The following is a 17,812-nucleotide window of genomic DNA, read 5'->3' on the forward strand; positions in this document are numbered from 1 at the left end:
ATGGCTTGCCAGCGAAGAGGCCAGTGCTGGCGACTTCGCGGGCAAGCCTTGCTCCCACAGGTGTACGGCGATGGACCTGCTGACTCTGTGGGAGCATGGCTTGCCAGCGAAGAGGCCAGTGCTGGCCGCCGAAAATCAGCGGCCAGACTCAGGCCCTACTGATAGCCCTTGGGAAACGGATTCGGCTCGATCAGCTCCGACTCGTGCACGACCTTGAACTGCCCGTCGGCCTGGACTTCGCCGATGCGCGCCTTGCTCCACAGGTGATGGTTGTCGTGGATCTTCACGTAGCCTTCAGGGGCGTTGGTCATCTCGATGCCAGGGGACGCGGCCACTACCTTGTCGACGTCGAAGCTACCGGCCTTTTCCACCGCCGCTTTCCACAGCCAGGGGCCCAGATAGGCGGCCTGGGTCACGTCGCCGATCACCGAATTGGGCCCGTACTTGGCCTTGAACGCCGCCACGAAGGCCTTGTTGGCGGGGTTGTCGAGGGACTGGAAGTACTTCATCGAGGCATAGAAGCCGACCATGTTCTCGCCGCCGATGCCGAGCAGTTCGTCCTCGGTCACCGACAGCGTCAGCAGGGTCTGTTTGTCCGCCGTTACGCCCGCGGCCTTGAGCTGCTTGTAGAAGGCCACGTTGGAGCCACCGACCACGGCGGCGAACACCACGTCAGGTTTTTTCAGCTTGACCTTGTTGATCAACGAGCCGAACTGAGTGTTGCCCAGCGGGTAGTAGTCTTCGCCCACCACGGTGCCGTGCAGCACGTTTTCGATGTGCTTGCGGGCAATCTTCATCGAGGTGCGCGGCCAGATGTAGTCCGAGCCAATCAGGTAGAAGGTCTTGGCGCCCTTCTCCTTGGCGATCCAGTCGAGGCTGGCGAGGATCTGCTGAGTGGCTTCCTGGCCGGTGTAGATGACGTTCTTCGACTGCTCGAGGCCTTCATAAAAGGTCGGGTAATAGAGCAGGCCGTTCTCTTTTTCGAACACCGGCAGCACCGCCTTGCGCGAGGCCGAGGTCCAGCAGCCGAACACCGTGGCGACCTTGTCGTTGACCAGCAGCTTGCGCGCTTTTTCGGCGAAGGTCGGCCAGTCCGAAGCGCCGTCTTCCTGGATCACCTTGATCTGCCGACCGAGGATGCCGCCCGAGGCGTTGATCTGCTCGATGGCCAGGCGCTCGGCCTGAATCGACCCGGTTTCGGAGATCGCCATGGTGCCGGTGGCCGAGTGCAGTTGGCCGACGGTGACGGTGGTGTCGGTGACCGCCAGCCCCGTGGTGTTGACGTCAGCCGCTTGGGCGAACTGGCCGAATACCGCGGCCGCGATCAGCGACAGGGTCGCTGCGCCTTTGACCAGGCCCGGCGGCAGAAACCGGCGGGTGCCCCTCGTTTTCATCAAGTCCATCTTGCTGCTCCTGTGTGGAAGGGCGTCTGCGTTGTGGCAGCAAGAATGCGGTGGCGGAACTTTTCCCGGTATACGCACCATGACGTAGCGCCGTACGTCATTTGACATAGCGCCAAGCGCCGGGATTTACGGCATTCTCGCGCTCGCATCAGGCACGCGCCCTGCATGCTGATTGCTCGCACCCCGCGCCTCTGGAGCTCAGCCTTGTCCATCCCCGGTACCCAACGCATCGCCAAGATCCGTCGTGACTACAACCGCTGGGTCGCTGACGAGAGCATGGAGGACTACGCCCTGCGCTACGCGCCCTCCTCGTTCCGGCGCTGGAGTGAGGGGCGCATCGTCAACACCGCCTTGAGCTCGGTGTCGTTTCTGGTACTGGAGGCGGTGGGCGGCACCCTGGTAATGGACTATGGCTTCACCAACACCCTGTGGGCGGTGCTGGCGGTGGCGCTGATCATCCTGTTGACCGGCCTGCCGATCAGCTATTACGCAGCCCGCTACGGCGTCGACATGGACCTGCTGACCCGCGGCGCCGGCTTCGGCTACATCGGCTCGACCATCACCTCGCTGATCTACGCCAGCTTCACCTTCCTGTTCTTCGCGCTGGAGGCGGCGATCATGGCGCTGGCCCTGGAGCTGTACTTCCACATCCCGCTGGCCTGGGGCTACGTGTTGTGTTCGGTGATCATCATTCCATTGGCCGCCTATGGCTTCACCCTCATCAGCCGGCTACAGATGTGGTCGCAGCCGTTGTGGCTGGCGTTGCTGATCGTGCCGTACGTATTCGTCATCTACAAAAGCCCGGGCACGCTCAGCGACTTCACCTCATTCGCCGGGCGCCATGGCGAGGCAGGCACCTTCGACCTGCTGCTGTTCGGTGCGGCGTTGAGCGTGGTGCTCTCCCTGGTGACGCAGATCGGCGAGCAGGTCGACTACATTCGCTTTTTGCCGCAGCGCACCGCGCAGAACAACCTGCGCTGGTGGACCGCGCTGCTGCTGGCAGGGCCCGGCTGGATCGTGCCCGGAGCACTGAAGCTGATGGCCGGAGCCTTTCTGGCGTTTTTGGCGATTCAGCATGAAGTGCCGGTGGCCCGCGCCGTCGAGCCTACGCAGATGTACCTGGTGGCCTACAGCTACGTGTTCAACTCGCCGGAATGGGCGCTGGCAGCCATGGCGCTGCTGGTGGTCATCTCTCAGGTCAAGATCAACCTCACCAACGCTTACGCGGGCTCGCTGGCCTGGTCGAACTTCTTCGCGCGCATGACCCACAGCCATCCGGGGCGCGTGGTGTGGCTGGTGTTCAACGTGGTCATCGCGTTGCTGCTGATGGAGATGGGCATCTTCGACGCCATCGGCGAGGTGCTCGGCCTCTACGCTAACATCGCCATTGCCTGGATCGGCGCACTGGTGGCGGATCTGGTGATCAACAAGCCGCTGGGGCTGTCGCCGCCGCACATCGAGTTCAAGCGCGCGCACCTGTACGACGTCAATCCGGTGGGGGTCGGGGCCATGGGCGTGGCCTCCCTGGTGTCGATGCTCGCGCATTTCGGCTGGTTCGGCGCCTTGGCCCAGGCCGCTCCGCCGTTACTGGCGTTGATCACCGCCTTGATCGTGGCGCCGCTGATCGCGTGGGCAACCAAAGGACGCTACTACCTGGCACGGGAAAGCGACCCCGGCCTGCTGTATCCCCTGGGCACTACGGCGACGGTGACCTGCGGCGTGTGCAGCAACCCCTTCGAGCGCCCGGACATGGCCTGGTGCCCGGCGTATGCGTCGCCGATCTGCTCGCTGTGCTGTTCGCTGGAAGTGCGTTGCGGCGACCAGTGCAAACCGCGTTCGCGGCTGTTGATGCAAGTCGAGGATGGCCTGGCGCGGCTGTTGCCCAAGTCCTTCTCGCGCAACCTGCACACCCGCCTGGCCCACTACATGGGCATCCTCGCCGTGCTCATCGCGCTGCTCTCCGGCGCCTTGGCACTGGTGTACACCCAGGTCACCCACAACCTCGCCGAGCACTCCTGGCAAACCCAGCAAACCCTGACCCTGGCCTTCATCAAGGCGTTTCTGGCGCTGTGCGTCTTCGCCGCAGTGCTGGCCTGGTGGGTGGTGCTGACCCGCGAAAGCCGTCACGTGGCCCAGGAAGAATCCGAGCGCCAGACCGCCCTCCTGATGCAGGAAATCGAAGCCCACGAGCAGACCGACCTGGCCCTGCAGCGCGCCAAGGAAGCGTCCGAAGCCGCCAACGCCGCCAAGAGCCGCTACGTCACCGGCCTGTCCCATGAACTGCGCACGCCGCTCAACAGCATTCTCGGCTACACGCAGATTCTGCAGCGCGACGCCAGCACCCCGCCGCGCCAGCAGGAAGCCCTGGCGACTATCCTGCGCAACAGCTCGCACCTGCTGTCGCTGATCGACGGCCTGCTCGACGTGGCCAAGATCGAAGCCGGCAAGCTACGCCTGGAGCCGTCCGAAATCGCCTTCATGGATTTCATCCGCGACCTGGAGCGCCTGTTCGCGCCCGCCGCCCATGACAAGGGCCTGGGTTTCGGTCTGCAGATCATCGGCGAGCTGCCGCTTGTGGTGCGTGGCGACGAGAAACGCGTACGGCAGATCCTCATCAACCTGCTGGGCAACGCGGTGAATTTCACCGACAGCGGCGAAGTCTGCCTGCGAGTCAGCTATCGCCGCCAGACCGCTACTTTCGAGATCATCGACAGTGGCATCGGCATCGCCGAAGACCAGCTGGAGCGGATCTTCCAGCCATTCGAGCGCGGCGAGATCGACCGCCACGACAACGGCGTCGGCCTCGGTCTGACCATCACGCGGATGCTCACGGCCCTGATGGGCGGCGAGATTTCGGTCAGCAGCGTGCCGGGTGCCGGTACGCGTTTCCAGGTGCGGCTGTTTCTATCAGAAGTGCGGGTGCCCAAGGCGATCATCCATGCCGACCACGATCTCATCGGCTATGCCGGGCCACCACGACTGGTGCTGGTGGTGGACGACCATGTCGAGCATCGCCAGGTCATCAGCGGCATGCTCACACCGTTAGGCTTCAACGTCGTCCAGGCCGCCAACGGGCAGGAAGCGATCCGCCAGGTGTCGTTGCTCAAGCCGGACCTGATCCTCATGGACCTGTCCATGCCGCAGATGGACGGTTGGGAAACCAGCCGCCTGATCCGCCGCAACGTGCAATGCCTGGCGCCCATAGTGGTGGTGTCGGCCCACGCCAATGCGCTCGCCGACGAACGTGCCGATCATGACCTGGGGCCTATCGATTACTTGGCCAAACCGGTGCTCCTGCAGCACCTGCTCGACCGCATCGAACACCACCTGCAACTGACCTGGCTGCGGGCTGCACCGGCACTGGCGGCCCCCGTGGCGCCGCACCGGGCGCTGGCCAGGGCGGAGCTGGCGCTGCTGCGCGAGTTGTGCGCCGATGGCGACATGATCGAGCTGCAAGAGCAGCTCGCGAGTATCGAACAACGCTGGCCCGACAGCGCCACCGCAATCGCGCGGTTGCGCACCCTGGCCCGGGGCTTTCGCCTGGATGAACTGAATCGGGTACTCACAGAGAGCATCAATGAACATTCCCGCGAGCGCCTCTAAGGGCACCATCCTGATCGTCGACGATGCGCCGGATAACCTGGCGCTGCTCTCCGACGCGCTGGATGATGCCGGCTACCGGGTGCTGGTGGCGCTGGACGGCACCAGCGCCCTGAGCCGCATCCAGCGCCGCCGCCCGGACCTGATCCTGCTGGACGCGCTGATGCCGGGGCTGGACGGTTTCGACACCTGCCGGCAGATCAAGGCCGATGCCATGAGCGCGGACATCCCGGTGCTGTTCATGACCGCACTGACCGAGAGCGAGCACGTGGTCAAAGGCTTCGAAGCCGGCGCGATCGACTACGTGACCAAGCCCATCGAGTGTAACGAGGTGCTTGCACGGATCGCCTCGCACCTGCGCACCGCGCGCATCCTGCAGTCGGCGACCACGCGCAAGGCAAGCTTCGAGGATGCTTCGGCGCAGCGCTGCCTGGCGACCCGCTTCGCCCTGACCGAGCGGGAAATCGAAGTGCTGCACTGGGTCACCTGCGGCAAGACCAACAAGGACATCGGCGACATCCTCGGCCTCAGCCCGCGCACGGTGAACAAGCACCTGGAACACATCTACATCAAGCTCGGCGTCGAGACCCGCACGGCCGCGACCTCGGTGGCGCTGTCGGCCCTCAACGGCCAATGAGCCTCTACCGGCAGCACCACGAACTTTCGTGGTTTTCCCTACGCAACTTCGTATTAACACGAAGTTGCGTAGGGATCCGGGCGGTGCAGAACCCCGTATAAAAACCGGATCAGCTGCGTTTATGCCTTACGCATCAGCCAGTTAGATAATAGCTTCGCGCCCTGGCACGTCCTTCGCACTGCACCGCTGTAACCCGATCAGCCGCTCTCGGCCATCGATAACAGCGACGCAACAACGGAGATGACGACATGCCAAACGTGGACATTGCTCACTATCAAGACGGCGACTTCCTGGTCAACTACGAAGAAAAGGTCTTCGAGGACGTCAAGGCCGAACCGGGTGAAAAAGCGCTGTTGACGTTCCACACCATTGCCTTCGAAGGTTCCATCGGCCTGGTCAACCTGTTGCAGGCCAAACGCTTGCTGCGCAAGGGCTTCGAAACCAAGATCCTGTTGTATGGCCCAGGCGTGCAACTGGGCGTGCAACGCGGCTTCCCGACCCTGGGCGCCGAGGCCTTTCCGGGGCACCTGGCGGTCAACAACCAGATCAAGGCGTTCATGGCCGAAGGCGGTGAGGTATACGCCTGTCGCTTCGCCTTGCAGGCCCTGTACGGGCAGACCGAAAAAGCCCTGATCGAAGGTATTCGCCCGATCAATCCGCTGGACGTCATGGACCTGCGCCTGCTGATGCGCCGTGAAGGCGCGATGATCATTGATACCTGGACGGCGTAGCTCGACTTGCCGGCCCCTTCGCGGGCAAGCCTTGCTCCCACAGGTGTACCGCTCTGCATCTGCTTGCACTGTGGGAGCAAGGCTTGCCCGCGAAGGGGGCCTCACAGCCGCCATAGATCACAGCACCCGCCACCCATCCAGAGGCCCGTCACCATGCCCATCATCCGCGCCGCCGCCGTCCAGTTCAGCCCCGTGCTGTACTCCCGCGAGGCCACTGTCGCCAAGCTCTGCGCCACCGTGCTCGAACTGGGCCGCGAAGGCGTGCAGTTCGCGGTATTCCCCGAAACCGTGGTGCCCTACTACCCCTATTTCTCCTTCGTGCAGCCGCCCTTCGCCATGGGCAAGCAACACCTCAAGCTGCTCGAACAATCCGTCACCGTGCCCTCGGACGTCACCCGCCAAATCGGCGAGGCGTGCCGCGAAGCCGGGATCGTCGCCTGCATCGGCGTCAACGAGCGCGACGGCGGCACCCTCTATAACGCGCAACTGCTGTTCGACGCCGACGGCAGCCTGATCCAGCACCGGCGCAAGATCACCCCCACCTATCACGAACGCATGGTCTGGGGCCAAGGCGACGGCTCCGGGCTGCGCGCCACCGACAGCGCGGTCGGGCGCATCGGCGCGCTGGCCTGCTGGGAACACTACAACCCGCTGGCCCGCTACGCGCTGATGGCCGACGGCGAGCAGATCCACGCGGCGATGTTCCCCGGCTCCCTGGTGGGGCAGATTTTCGCCGAGCAGATGGAGGTCACCATTCGCCACCACGCCCTGGAAAGCGGTTGCTTTGTGGTCAACGCCACCGCCTGGCTGGATGCCGAGCAGCAGGCGCAAATCATGACCGACACCGGCTGCGCACTGGAGCCGATCAGCGGCGGCTGCTTCACCGCCATCGTCTCCCCGGAAGGCAAGGTGCTCGGCCAGCGCACAGAGGGCGAAGGCGCGGTGATCGCCGACCTGGACTTCGCCTTGATCGACAAACGCAAACGCATGATGGATTCGGTGGGGCACTACAGCCGGCCGGAATTGCTGAGCCTGCTGATCGATCGGCGGGCGACGGCGCATGTGCATGAGCAGCAACAGACTTGCGGGGAGCACAGCCATGAATGACTCGACGATTTTGCGCAAGCTGCAAGGGCCTCTTCGCGGGCAAGCCTTGCTCCCACAGGTGTGCGGCTCGGATTCGGACAGTGCCGTTCACCCTTTGGGACCACAGCTTGCTGGCAAGCTGCAAGGGCCTCTTCGCGGGCAAGCGTTGCTCCCACAAGTGTACGGCTCGGCTTCGGACAGTGCCGTTCACCCTGTGGGACCACAGCTTGCTGGCAAGCTGCAAGGGCCTCTTCGCGGGCAAGCCTTGCTCCCACAAGTGTACGGCTCGGCTTCGGACAGTGCCGTTCACCCTGTGGGAGCACAGCTTGCTGGCGAAGACGTCGGCAAGCACGCCCCGGATCCCAAGCGTACGCCTGTGGGAGCAAGGCTTGCCCGCGAAGGCAGCACCGCCAGTCCCGACCTGCTCGCCGAACTGCAGTGCCACGGTGTGCGCTGGCAAGGCGCCGACGGCCTGGCGCGCAAGGGCGGCGCCGGGCCCTCGGATCACAAGGCCCTGAGCCTGGGCGAGCACACCGCCATGGTGCCGATGCTCAACCGCGCCTCGCTCGACTCGCCCTACTCCGCCGTGCCCGACAGCAGCGGCGCCCAGGCGCTGATCTTTCGCGAGGGCCTGCAAGTTGGCCAGGTGCAGCTGCCCGGCGTGCCGAAGTTCTACGGCCTGAACACCGAGGACGGCATCCCCTACTGGAAGATCGCCACCCTGCACAGCAAGGACGTCCTCGCCACCACCGTCCTGCAACACTGCATCCGCATGAACGAAGCCGCCACCTCGTGCCAGTTCTGCGCCATCGGCCAGTCGCTGGCGAGCGGCAAGACCATCGCTCGCAAGCGCCCCGCACAACTCGCCCAAGTGGCCAAGGCCGCCGTCGAGCTGGACGGCGTCAAGCACATGGTGATGACTACCGGCACGCCGCAGACCAGCGATCGCGGCGCCGCCATCCTCTGTGAATCGGCAGCCGCCGTGACCGCCGTGGTCGACCTGCCGATCCAGGCGCAGTGCGAGCCGCCCGACGACGACGCGTGGTTCCAGCGCCTCAAGGACAGCGGCGTGGTATCTCTGGGCATGCACCTGGAAGCCGTCACCGACGCGGTGCGCCAACGCATCATGCCGGGCAAGGCCGAAGTGCCGCTGGAGCGTTACTTCAGCGCCTTCGACGCCGCCGTGCAGGTGTTCGGCCGCGGCCAGGTGAGCACCTACATCCTCGCCGGCCTGGGCGACAGCGAAGACGCCATCGCGCAGATGAGCGAACGCCTGGCCAGCGTCGGGGTGTATCCCTTCGTGGTGCCCTTCGTGCCCATCGACGGCACCCCCCTGGCACGCCACCCCAAGCCCGACAGCGCCTTCATGCAACGCCTCTACCCGCGCATCGGCGCCAGCCTGCGCAAGCACGGCCTGCACTCGGACAACATCAACGCCGGCTGCGCCAAATGCGGCGCCTGCTCGGCCCTCAAACACCACGAGTAAAGGGAGCGCAATCCATGGCCGAACACGCCTTCGCGCTGGTCGACGGGACCTTCAGCGAATTCCTCGCCGGCGACCTGTTGGTCAAGCCCGCCGATCAACCCTGGGAACGCCAGCACTACTTCAGCCTGCGCCGCGCGGTGTTCAGCGACGAGCAACAATTGCTCGCCCAGGACAAGGACGAAAAGGACTTCCAGGCCATCCCCATCGTCGCCGTGGCGCACCACTGCGGCATGCCCGAGCAGGTCATCGGCGCGGTGCGCATCTACCAGAGCGAACCCGGCGTCTGGTACGGCGGACGCCTGTGCGTCGAGCGCCAGTACCGCCGGCACGCGATGATCGGCAAAGCGCTGGTCAACGAAGCCGTGTCGCGGGCCATCGACCTGGGCTGCCAGACATTCCTGGCCACCGTGCAGCAGGCCAACGAGGGCTATTTCCACAGCCTGCACTGGCACACGCTGAAGACGCTCGACCTGCTCGGCCACCCCCACTGCCTGATGCAGGCGCGGTTGGAGCGCTACCCGTTCATGGCCCGGCAAACCTCACTGCTGCGCAAAAAGGCCGCTGCTCATGACTAGTCCGCAAGCGGCCTTGACAGCCCTGCTCGACCGCCTGCGCAACACCCCGGCGATGCAGTCGAAACTGGCGATCCAGCAACCGGCCAGCGCCCTGGCGCCGCATGGCCAGAGCTGCGACGACCTGTATGCCCTGCCCGGCGACGACACCGCGGCGATTCGTTGCGGCGATCAGTACCAGTTGCTGGCGATCGAAGGCATGATCCCGGCGTTCGTCGAGCAGGCGCCCTGGTTCGCCGGCTGGTCGGCGGTGATGGCCAACGTCAGCGACATCACTGCCATGGGCGGCCGCGCGACCGCGGTGGTCAACGCCTATTGGCACCACGACGTGACCGCCGCCGAGCAGGTGCTGGGTGGTATCCGCGCCGCCTGCGAGGCCTATGGTCTGATCCTCGCGGGCGGCCACACCAGCCAGGCTGCGGGCAACCCGGCGGCGCTGGCCGTGGCGGTCAGCGGCTGGGCGCGCAATCTGCTCTCGACCCTGCACGTGGCGCCAGGACAGATCATCGCCATGGCGGTCGACCTCGATGGTCGCTGGCACGGCGACGCGCCGTACTGGAAGGCCTTCGAGAACGTCGCCCCACAGCGCTTGCGTGACAAGCTCGAAGTCATCCCGCGGCTGGCCGAAGCCGGGCTGCTGCACGCCGCCAAGGACATCAGCAACGCCGGCATCCTCGGCACCCTGCTGATGCTGCTCGAACCCAAGGGCTGCGGTGCGCTGATCGATCTGGCGGCCCTGCCGCAACCGGCCGATACGCCGCTGGAACGCTGGCTGCAGGTGTTCCCCAGCTACGGCTTTGTGCTGACCCTCGACCCAGAGGACCTGGCCACGGTGGCCGCCGCGTTCGCCTTCGAGGGCCTGCACTGCGCGCGCATCGGCGAGGTCGATGACAGCGCGCGGTTGCAGGTCCGCCAGGGCCCGGCACAGGCGGACTTCTGGGACCTGTCGCGCCAGCCGTTCACGGGGTTCCACTACCCGCAATTCAGCCATGAGGCGCGCCCCGCCTTGATCCACAAGGAGCACTGACATGCCCGCCGTCAACGTTCGTCTGCGCTGGCCCGATGGCCAGGAAAGCAACGTCTATTCACCCTCCACCACCATTTTCGAGCACCTCGAGGCGGGGCAGTCCTATCGCCTGGCGGAGTTCCTGCGCCGCGCTGAAACCGGCCTCAATGCGGCCTCGGAACGGGTCAAGCAGGTCAAGGGGTTCTATTGCAGTTCGGCCATGGACAGCCTTGGCGGCATCCGCATGACCGCCCGCAAATTCAACGATCCGCAGGCGCAGGTCGAGGTGCTGGAGATCCGTGAGCAGGGCAGCGGCAAGGTTCACTACTCAGGCTTCGGCGAGATCTGAATTTTGTACTGAGTTCACTGGCCTCTTCGCGGGCAAGCCTTGCTCCCACAAGTGCACGGATATGAATTTTGTACTGAATTCACTGGCCTCTTCGCGCAGATCCATCGCCGTACACCTGTGGGAGCAAAGCTTGCTCGCGAAGAGGCCATCAGCATCGCTGCATCATTCTGCCCCGAACACCCTTACAGGAGCACCCACCATGACCCACTACAGCGCCATCATCGTCGGCGGCGGCCAGGCCGGTCTGTCCGCCAGCTACTACCTGCAGCAACAGGACATCGACCACCTGGTGCTCGAAAAGCACAGCCTCACCCACACCTGGCGCAATCAACGCTGGGACGCCTTTTGCCTGGTCACACCGAACTGGCAGTGCGCCTTGCCCGGCTATCCCTATGCCGGCGACGATCCCCACGGCTTCATGAAAAAAGACCAGATCATCGCCTACCTGGATGGCTTCATCGCCGCAGTCAATGCCCCGGTGCGCGAAGGCTGCGCGGTCCGGCGCCTGGTCACGCGGCCCGAAGGCGGCTACGCATTGAGCACCTCCCTGGGCGAATTCACTGCCGATCAGGTGATCATCGCCAGCGGCGGCTATCACACGCCGATCATCCCGCGCCTGGCCGAACGCCTGCCCGCCGAAATCACCCAACTGCACTCCGAACAATACCGCAGCCCGCAAGCGCTGCCCCCCGGTCACGTGCTGGTGGTGGGCTCGGGGCAGTCCGGTGCGCAGATCGCCGAAGACCTGCACCTGGCCGGGCGCAAGGTGTTCCTGGCCGTGGGCGATGCACCCCGCTGCGCGCGCTTTCACCGCGGCCGTGACGTGGTCGATTGGCTGGCCGACATGGGTTACTACGATATCGGCGTCGACACCCACCCGCTGCGCGAAGGCGTGCGCGACAACACCAATCACTATGTGACCGGCCGCGATGGCGGGCGCGATATCGACTTGCGGCGCTTCGCCAAAGAAGGCATGCAACTGTTCGGGCGCCTCGACAGCCTGCAGGGCACCACGCTGCAATTTGCGGCCGATCTGGCCGGCAAGCTCGACGCCGCAGATGCCGTCTATACCCGCATCAACGCCAGCATCGACAAGTACATCGCCGAGCAGGGCATCGAGGCACCGCCCGGCACCCCCTACACGCCGCTGTGGGTACCTGAACACGAAACCACCGAGCTGGACCTGGCCGGCAGCGGCATCACCAGCATTATCTGGTGCATCGGTTTCCAGCCGGATTTCAGCTGGGTCGATGTGCCGGTGTTCAACGGCCGCAGCTACCCGGGGCACCGCCGTGGCGTGACGGCGCAGCAGGGTCTGTATTTTCTTGGCCTGCCCTGGCTGCATACCTGGGGCTCCGGGCGTTTTTCCGGTATCGCCCGGGATGCGCAGTATGTGGTGGAGCAACTGGCGGCGGTGCGCACCACACCGTGAAGATGAAGCTCGGATGAAAGGAAGATCGAGGCGTTAAACCGCCACAGGCGAGGTTCGTCTGTCTCTAGGCAATCGCTGCCCTATTCGATCATTTCTGGAGATCCCCTATGTTTCGCCCTGCCGTCGCAATTGCCGCATTGACCCTGTCCAGCCTTGCCTGGGCGGGCGAGCCCTGCTCGGTCAACATTCATGGTACCGATCAGATGACCTACGACCTCACCACCATCAAGGTGCCGACCCGTTGCAAGACGTTCACGGTGACGCTGCAGCATCCGGGCGACATGCCCAAGAACGTCATGGGGCATAACTGGGTGCTGACCAAGGAGGCGGACATGCAAGCGGTGACCGAGGCCGGCGCCAAGGCTGGTGAGGCGGATGACTATATAGAGAAGGACGACCCACACGTGCTGGCCCATACCAGGCTGATTGGCGGTGGCGAGGAAGATGCGGTGACGCTGGATGTGGCGGCATTGAAGAAGGCGGGTGGACCTTACGTGTTCTTCTGCTCGTATCCGTTTCATTCGACCATGATGAAAGGGACATTGATGCTGGGTGGTTGAATCCTCAACCCCTCTCCTTGTAGCAAGGGGGTTTGCCCCCTCGCTACACGGGAATATCTACTTCAACTGCACCACCTCACTCCCTCCATCCGCCTTGATCTGCGCCGGTGTAAACGGCAACGACCGCCACGCCTGTGCCGAGAACAGCTGCGTCTGGTCCTTGAAGTGCTTCGACGCCGGATCGCTGGACTGGGAAAACGCCAGCAGCCCTTGGGCCACCGGGCCGGCCTGATCGAAGCTGACCAGCTGGATATAGCTGCTGCCGCCATCGACGTCGAAACGGTACCCATCCGGCTCGGTGGTAATGGCGTTGTAGATCCCCAGCTTGCCGTCGCCACCCGGGATGGCAATGCGCTGCTCGCCACGGCGCACGGTCTGCAACTCACCCCATCGGGTCTCGGCCGGTACGCCCATGGCCGAGACCTGCGCCTGGGCATCGGTCATGCTCTGCGCCAGCTGCCTGGCGACATCGGCGCGCTCCCAGGCGATACCGCGCGGGGTGTGAATCGGGTCGCTGGCCGTGAACGGTTGGCGCCAGGGTTCCCGGCCTTTCTGCAGGGCCGCCATGGTCAGCTGGAAATACACCAGGCCCAGGCCACTGTCGACCTGCGCGCGGCGGTCCCAACGGCTCAACGCCGTGCAGGCGGGCCGCAGCGTCACTCCGTGCTGGGCCTTGCAGAACGCCAGAATGTCATCCAGCGCCAGATCGGCCATGTGCACTTGATTGCCCTTCACCAGCCCAGCCAGAAACGCTCCCGACAGCGGCCCGTTGCCGTGCTGCTGCAACTGGGTCAGGGCAAAGCGTGCCCGCAGGCCCAGGGGCCGATCGCTGCGGCTGATCAGCGGCGAGAAGCCCACCAGCGGCGCGCCAGGCTGGGTCATCCAGGCGCTGTCATTGGAGTTCTGCAGCACATCGGTGCGCAGCAGCTGCGGCAAATGTCGGGCCGCGACGATGCCCTTTTGGCTGGCGCCCGGATCATCCTGCCAATTGCATTCGCTGCGGCTGCCATCGAGCCCCGGCAGGCCGGCCTTCACCAGTTCGGGATCGGCGCACTGGGCCAGCTGCGCAGTAGGCACGTTGGGGATCACCGAGGCATTCATGTACAGCGCATCGCCCTGATCGTCGACCGCCAGGGTGTTGACCCACGGTATGCCCTGGATCGAGGCGACCACCTGCTGCAGTTCCTTGACGCTGTGGGCGCGGTTCATCGCATCCCATTGCGTGAGGATCCGGTCGTTACCAAGGTTGACGTCCTGCAGCGCGTAGGCGCGCTGCCGATCCCATGGCAGCAGGCCGGGGATGGTCACCAACGGGCCGAAGCGCGACGTGTACAGATCGTGACTGACCGTCACCACCTTGCCATCGGCCTCGCGCACCTGCACCTGGATGCTGCGTTTTGTCAGCGCCTCGCGTTGGCCATCGACGCTGTAGCTGAGTGCGTCCTGAGGGTCCAGCTTGAGGCGATGCAAGGTGAAGTGGCTGGACTGATCGACCGTGTGGGTCCAGGCCATGTGCTGATTGAAACCGATGTTCACCAGCGGCAAGCCCGGCAGCGCGGCGCCCATTACATCCAGCCGGCCCGGCAGGGTCAGGTGCATCTGGTAAAAGCGCAGGCCGCCCGTCCAGGGAAAATGCGGATTGCCCAGCAGCAGGCCCTTGCCGTTGTCGCTGCGCGCGCCGCCCACGGCGATGGCGTTGCTGCCGTGGGTGGCGGCAAAGGCGTTGAGCTCAGCCAGATTGCGCGCGGCCAAGCGGCTATCTGCCGAACGCGGCAAAAATGCCGACGGCTGGGCGGCTGGTGGCGTCGCGCCGACCAGCGCGGTGGCAAAGCGGCCTGCCCCGCCCTCGACCAACAGGCGTCGCGCCAGGCGTACCACGTCTTCGGTCTGTAGCGGGCGCAGCCAGCCGGCGTTGCGACATAGCGCCGGCTGCTGGGCGACTGGCGTCTGCGCCAGGTAGCGATTGAAACCGGCGACATAGCCACTGATGCGCTGTTGCATGGCCGCCGGCTGCGCGCGCCAGAAGGCCCGCACCTGTTCGTCGCTGTTGAGCCAGTGGAAAAAGATATCCGAGGTCAGGTTATCGAGCCCGGTGGATGAGCGGCCGGCGCGGCCAATCACGCGTGACCGCTGACCACTGACGGTCAGTACCTCATCCGCCAGCAGGCACAGGTTGTCCCGCGCGTAGGCATAGCCGATGCCGTAGCCCAGGCCTTGCTCATCATCGGCCTCGACATGGGGTACGCCCAGGGCAGACCAGCTGATGCGCGCAGTGCTCGGCGCATCGGCCGCAACGGCGGACACCGCCAGCAGCCAGCCGCCCAGGCAAGCCACGACACTATGGGAAATCGGGTACACAGCGGCTCCTTGGAGTGAATCGACAGTCGTTGCAGAACAGACGCATGGCCGACCCAGGAATTTAGTGCTGAGGATTACCCGCGCAGCCGCGCTGCCACGAAAGATTAAAAAATATTTAAATCGGTGCCATATGACCCGCGTCTTTACTGGGCTGCGGTCATGATTTGTGACAAATATCGCACCCTTTTAGAGCAAAAAACCTCGTAGATAGAATCAATTCTCATTTGACAATGATAATCATCAAACTTATTGTCCACGCCGTCAAAAGGAAACAACCCCTCTGTCAACCTCGCCCGCTTAGGTATCCCCATGCAGGAATCAGGCACCACAGACCTCCACCTCAATGGATTTCCGTCCCTTCTCCAGACGCTGATCACCCACCGCGCCGGCTTGATCAAGGCAGCCGCCAGAATCACAGGTTGTTACAGTCGTGCCGAAGATGTCGTCCAGGATGCCTACCTGCGGGTCTCGGGCATGCAGGTCGATACACTGCCCTTCAATGCACGGCTCAACTACATGTTCCGCATCGTGCGCAATCTGGCGATCGACCACTATCGCAAGCAGTCGATGGAGCAGAAGTACTTCGTCAGCGATGACAACGATTTGAACGCGGCGCCGCAACTGGCCAATCCGGAATCGATCAACGTCGATCGCCAGACCCTGGGCAGCGTCAACGATGCGCTGCTGCAACTGCCGGAGCGCACGCGCTATGCCTTCATCATGTATCGCGTGCACGGCAAGCAGCAGAAGGACATCGCGGCGGAGTTGGGGGTATCGCCGACCCTGGTGAACTTCATGATTCGCGACGCGCTGGTGCACTGCAAGAATTCGCTGGGCGCTCAGTTGCATTGAGCTGACACTCTTTGCAGGGGCGTGGCCTTTTCGGCGCCAGACGCGCCCCGCCCCCCTGACTACAAACCTTCTCCACTACGCTCTATGCTGATGGCACCTAGACATCGGCCCGCATTGATGCGCTACACTAGGCCCCGTGATCAATTCTTATCCGCATCGAACGATCTTCACAGCAGCGCCCAAGGCTGCTGCATGACATGCCCAGCTCAGCCCGACCGGTAGCCCGTGATGTCCAGCCCCAGCGCCCCTGATTCATCCAGCTCGCGCCTCAGTGATGAAGCGGCGCATTGGTGCATGCGCTTGCATGAAGACGACTTTACCCAAGAAGAACGCGCGCAGCTCGACGCCTGGCTCGAGCGCGATCCGGCCCATCAGCGCGAGTTCGACGCGATGATGGAAATCTGGGCCCTCAGCGCCTACCTGCCCACACCCGCGCCCCCCGCACCAGTTGCCAAACGTCGCTCCCGGCGCCCGCTGCTGGCCGCGGCGCTGCTGGTACTGGGTTTGCCGCTCGCAGGGTTTATCGGCTGGCAGCAAAGCTGGATCCCCAGCAGCTACCAGCGCTATCAAAGCGATGCAAGCGTGCGCAGCGTCACCCTGCCCGACGGTTCCAAGGTGCAGCTCAACCTCGCCACGCGCCTGTCGTTCGCCAACTTCAAGGACCACCGCAGCGTGACCTTGAGCCAGGGCGAGGCGTATTTCGAGGTCAGCCACGACGCCCGCCACCCGTTCATTGTCAACGCCGGGCGCGGCCAGATCCGCGTGACCGGCACGCACTTCAACGTCTGGACCTATCAGGATCAAGTGGTGGTGACCCTCACCGAAGGCTCGGTCAAGGTCATCAACGACCGCAGCCGCCCCGACCAGGTCGCCTACCTGACGCCGGGAATGCAAGCCCGCTACGACGCGCAAAGCAGCCTGGCGCAAGTCAGCCTCGCCTCCCCGACCACCGCCCTGGCCTGGCGCGACGGCAAGCTGATCCTCGACGACCTGAGCCTGAGCGACGCTCTGCCAATGATCAATGCCTACCTAAAGTCGCCGATCCGCGTGGCGGATCGCAACACGGCGCAGCTGCGCATCGGCGGCATCTACAACACCGGCGAGATCGCCGGGCTGGTGCAGAATCTGCCCAAGGTGTTGCCAGTGCTGTTGAGTCGCAACGATGACGGCGACACCGTGATCCGCAGCAAACCGCGCTACGCGCCCTGATCGTCGGCCAGTGCCTCGGCCTGCCACTTGTGCATGCGCACGCGGCAGTGCTTCATGGCATTGACGATATGCTTTTCGACCATGTGCCTGGAGACGTTGAGCCGCGCGGATATTTCCGGGTGCGACAGGCCTTCGAGCTTGCGCAGCAGGAAGCACTGGCGACAGGGCTCGCTGAGTTCGGCCAGGGCCCGCTGCAGCAGATCGAGATTCTCGTCATGCACCGAGCGGGTGTAGCTAGGTGCCTGAAAGAAGCGCTCGTCACGATCGAGGATATCCAGTGACTCACTGCGGCGCACACGGTTGCGCCGGTGACCGTCGACGATCAGGTTGATGGCAGTGCGATAGAGGAACGCCCGCGGATGAGTGACTTGCGCGTCTTCGCGCAGTTCCAGGACCCGCACATAGGCGTCGTGGGCGACATCCTCGGCGGCGTGACGACTGCCCATGCGGGCGCTCAGATAGCCCACCAGCTCGCGGTAATAGTGTTCGAACAGCAGGCCTGGGGCAGACATCGACAAAGCCTTCCTTGCA

15 protein-coding genes are annotated in these 17,812 nt (G+C 64.3%); 12 read left to right on the forward strand and 3 right to left on the reverse strand.

The features are described 5' to 3' along the window. Positions 1-155: 155 nt before the first annotated feature. The gene (gene urtA, locus REH34_RS05445; RefSeq protein WP_226506707.1) at positions 156-1,394 is read right to left on the reverse strand and encodes an urea ABC transporter substrate-binding protein; all 1,239 of its coding nucleotides are present in this window, start codon (positions 1,392-1,394) and stop codon (positions 156-158) included. A 213-nt stretch (positions 1,395-1,607) separates the two neighbouring features. Between urtA and REH34_RS05450 the strand changes: the two genes are divergently transcribed. The 10 genes from REH34_RS05450 to azu all read left to right on the forward strand — a co-directional run bounded on the left by REH34_RS05450 (position 1,608) and on the right by azu (position 12,862). Then, the gene (locus tag REH34_RS05450) at positions 1,608-5,006 is read left to right on the forward strand and encodes an ATP-binding protein (RefSeq protein WP_311971015.1); all 3,399 of its coding nucleotides are present in this window, start codon (positions 1,608-1,610) and stop codon (positions 5,004-5,006) included. Then, positions 4,981-5,640, forward strand: a complete 660-nt coding sequence (locus REH34_RS05455) for a response regulator (protein WP_311971016.1) — start codon at positions 4,981-4,983, stop codon at positions 5,638-5,640. The genes REH34_RS05450 and REH34_RS05455 overlap by 26 nt, the downstream gene beginning before the upstream one ends. A gap of 248 nt (positions 5,641-5,888) precedes the next feature. Next, a complete protein-coding gene (locus REH34_RS05460; RefSeq protein ID WP_213880398.1) occupies positions 5,889-6,371 on the forward strand; it encodes an MSMEG_0572/Sll0783 family nitrogen starvation response protein in 483 nt (160 codons plus the stop codon). Between the two features lie 153 nt (positions 6,372-6,524). Next, complete coding sequence (locus tag REH34_RS05465; RefSeq protein WP_311971017.1) at positions 6,525-7,478, forward strand: Nit6803 family nitrilase; 954 nt, start codon at positions 6,525-6,527, stop codon at positions 7,476-7,478. Positions 7,479-7,833: 355 nt separating this feature from the next. Beyond that, positions 7,834-8,943, forward strand: a complete 1,110-nt coding sequence (locus REH34_RS05470) for an MSMEG_0568 family radical SAM protein (RefSeq protein WP_311972050.1) — start codon at positions 7,834-7,836, stop codon at positions 8,941-8,943. A gap of 14 nt (positions 8,944-8,957) precedes the next feature. After that, entirely contained in the window at positions 8,958-9,518 is a 561-nt protein-coding gene (locus tag REH34_RS05475) for an MSMEG_0567/Sll0786 family nitrogen starvation N-acetyltransferase (protein WP_311971018.1), read from the forward strand. Continuing rightward, positions 9,511-10,542: a sll0787 family AIR synthase-like protein gene (locus REH34_RS05480; protein ID WP_311971019.1), complete on the forward strand. Its 1,032-nt coding sequence runs from the start codon at positions 9,511-9,513 to the stop codon at positions 10,540-10,542. Before REH34_RS05475 ends, REH34_RS05480 begins: the two co-directional genes overlap by 8 nt. Before the next feature lies 1 nt (position 10,543). Beyond that, a complete protein-coding gene (locus REH34_RS05485; RefSeq protein ID WP_226506684.1) occupies positions 10,544-10,870 on the forward strand; it encodes an MSMEG_0570 family nitrogen starvation response protein in 327 nt (108 codons plus the stop codon). A 199-nt stretch (positions 10,871-11,069) separates the two neighbouring features. Next, a complete protein-coding gene (locus tag REH34_RS05490) occupies positions 11,070-12,302 on the forward strand; it encodes an MSMEG_0569 family flavin-dependent oxidoreductase (protein ID WP_311971020.1) in 1,233 nt (410 codons plus the stop codon). A gap of 107 nt (positions 12,303-12,409) precedes the next feature. Further along, complete coding sequence (azu, locus tag REH34_RS05495) at positions 12,410-12,862, forward strand: azurin (RefSeq protein ID WP_311971021.1); 453 nt, start codon at positions 12,410-12,412, stop codon at positions 12,860-12,862. A gap of 57 nt (positions 12,863-12,919) precedes the next feature. Here azu and REH34_RS05500 read toward each other — a convergent pair whose 3' ends face one another. After that, the gene (locus REH34_RS05500) at positions 12,920-15,220 is read right to left on the reverse strand and encodes an acylase (RefSeq protein WP_311971022.1); all 2,301 of its coding nucleotides are present in this window, start codon (positions 15,218-15,220) and stop codon (positions 12,920-12,922) included. 309 nt (positions 15,221-15,529) lie between these two features. Between REH34_RS05500 and REH34_RS05505 the strand changes: the two genes are divergently transcribed. Next, positions 15,530-16,072, forward strand: coding sequence for an RNA polymerase factor sigma-70 (locus tag REH34_RS05505; RefSeq protein WP_311971023.1), 543 nt, complete (start codon positions 15,530-15,532; stop codon positions 16,070-16,072). Positions 16,073-16,300: 228 nt separating this feature from the next. Continuing rightward, positions 16,301-17,281 carry a FecR family protein gene (locus REH34_RS05510; protein ID WP_311971024.1) on the forward strand — a complete coding sequence of 327 codons (981 nt, stop codon included), beginning with the start codon at positions 16,301-16,303 and terminating at the stop codon, positions 17,279-17,281. Here the strand turns inward: REH34_RS05510 and REH34_RS05515 are convergent. Then, positions 17,269-17,793 (reverse strand): sigma-70 family RNA polymerase sigma factor, encoded by a 525-nt coding sequence (locus tag REH34_RS05515; protein WP_311971025.1) that lies wholly within the window; start codon positions 17,791-17,793, stop codon positions 17,269-17,271. The two genes, REH34_RS05510 and REH34_RS05515, sit on opposite strands and share 13 nt — an antisense overlap. Positions 17,794-17,812: the final 19 nt, after the last annotated feature.

Origin of the sequence: Pseudomonas baltica, assembly GCF_031880315.1 — a bacterium.
In the GTDB taxonomy this organism is placed as follows: Bacteria; Pseudomonadota; Gammaproteobacteria; order Pseudomonadales; family Pseudomonadaceae; genus Aquipseudomonas.

What these genes read in the sequence shown, in the direction of transcription:
- urtA (WP_226506707.1), bottom strand. Translation starts at nt 1,394, where the DNA reads ATGAAAACGAGGGGCACCCGCCGGTTTCTGCCGCCGGGCCTGGTCAAA.
- REH34_RS05455 (WP_311971016.1), top strand. Translation starts at nt 4,981, where the DNA reads ATGAACATTCCCGCGAGCGCCTCTAAGGGCACCATCCTGATCGTCGAC.
- REH34_RS05460 (WP_213880398.1), top strand. Translation starts at nt 5,889, where the DNA reads ATGCCAAACGTGGACATTGCTCACTATCAAGACGGCGACTTCCTGGTC.
- REH34_RS05465 (WP_311971017.1), top strand. Translation starts at nt 6,525, where the DNA reads ATGCCCATCATCCGCGCCGCCGCCGTCCAGTTCAGCCCCGTGCTGTAC.
- REH34_RS05475 (WP_311971018.1), top strand. Translation starts at nt 8,958, where the DNA reads ATGGCCGAACACGCCTTCGCGCTGGTCGACGGGACCTTCAGCGAATTC.
- REH34_RS05480 (WP_311971019.1), top strand. Translation starts at nt 9,511, where the DNA reads ATGACTAGTCCGCAAGCGGCCTTGACAGCCCTGCTCGACCGCCTGCGC.
- REH34_RS05485 (WP_226506684.1), top strand. Translation starts at nt 10,544, where the DNA reads ATGCCCGCCGTCAACGTTCGTCTGCGCTGGCCCGATGGCCAGGAAAGC.
- REH34_RS05490 (WP_311971020.1), top strand. Translation starts at nt 11,070, where the DNA reads ATGACCCACTACAGCGCCATCATCGTCGGCGGCGGCCAGGCCGGTCTG.
- azu (WP_311971021.1), top strand. Translation starts at nt 12,410, where the DNA reads ATGTTTCGCCCTGCCGTCGCAATTGCCGCATTGACCCTGTCCAGCCTT.
- REH34_RS05505 (WP_311971023.1), top strand. Translation starts at nt 15,530, where the DNA reads ATGCAGGAATCAGGCACCACAGACCTCCACCTCAATGGATTTCCGTCC.
- REH34_RS05510 (WP_311971024.1), top strand. Translation starts at nt 16,301, where the DNA reads ATGTCCAGCCCCAGCGCCCCTGATTCATCCAGCTCGCGCCTCAGTGAT.
- REH34_RS05515 (WP_311971025.1), bottom strand. Translation starts at nt 17,793, where the DNA reads ATGTCTGCCCCAGGCCTGCTGTTCGAACACTATTACCGCGAGCTGGTG.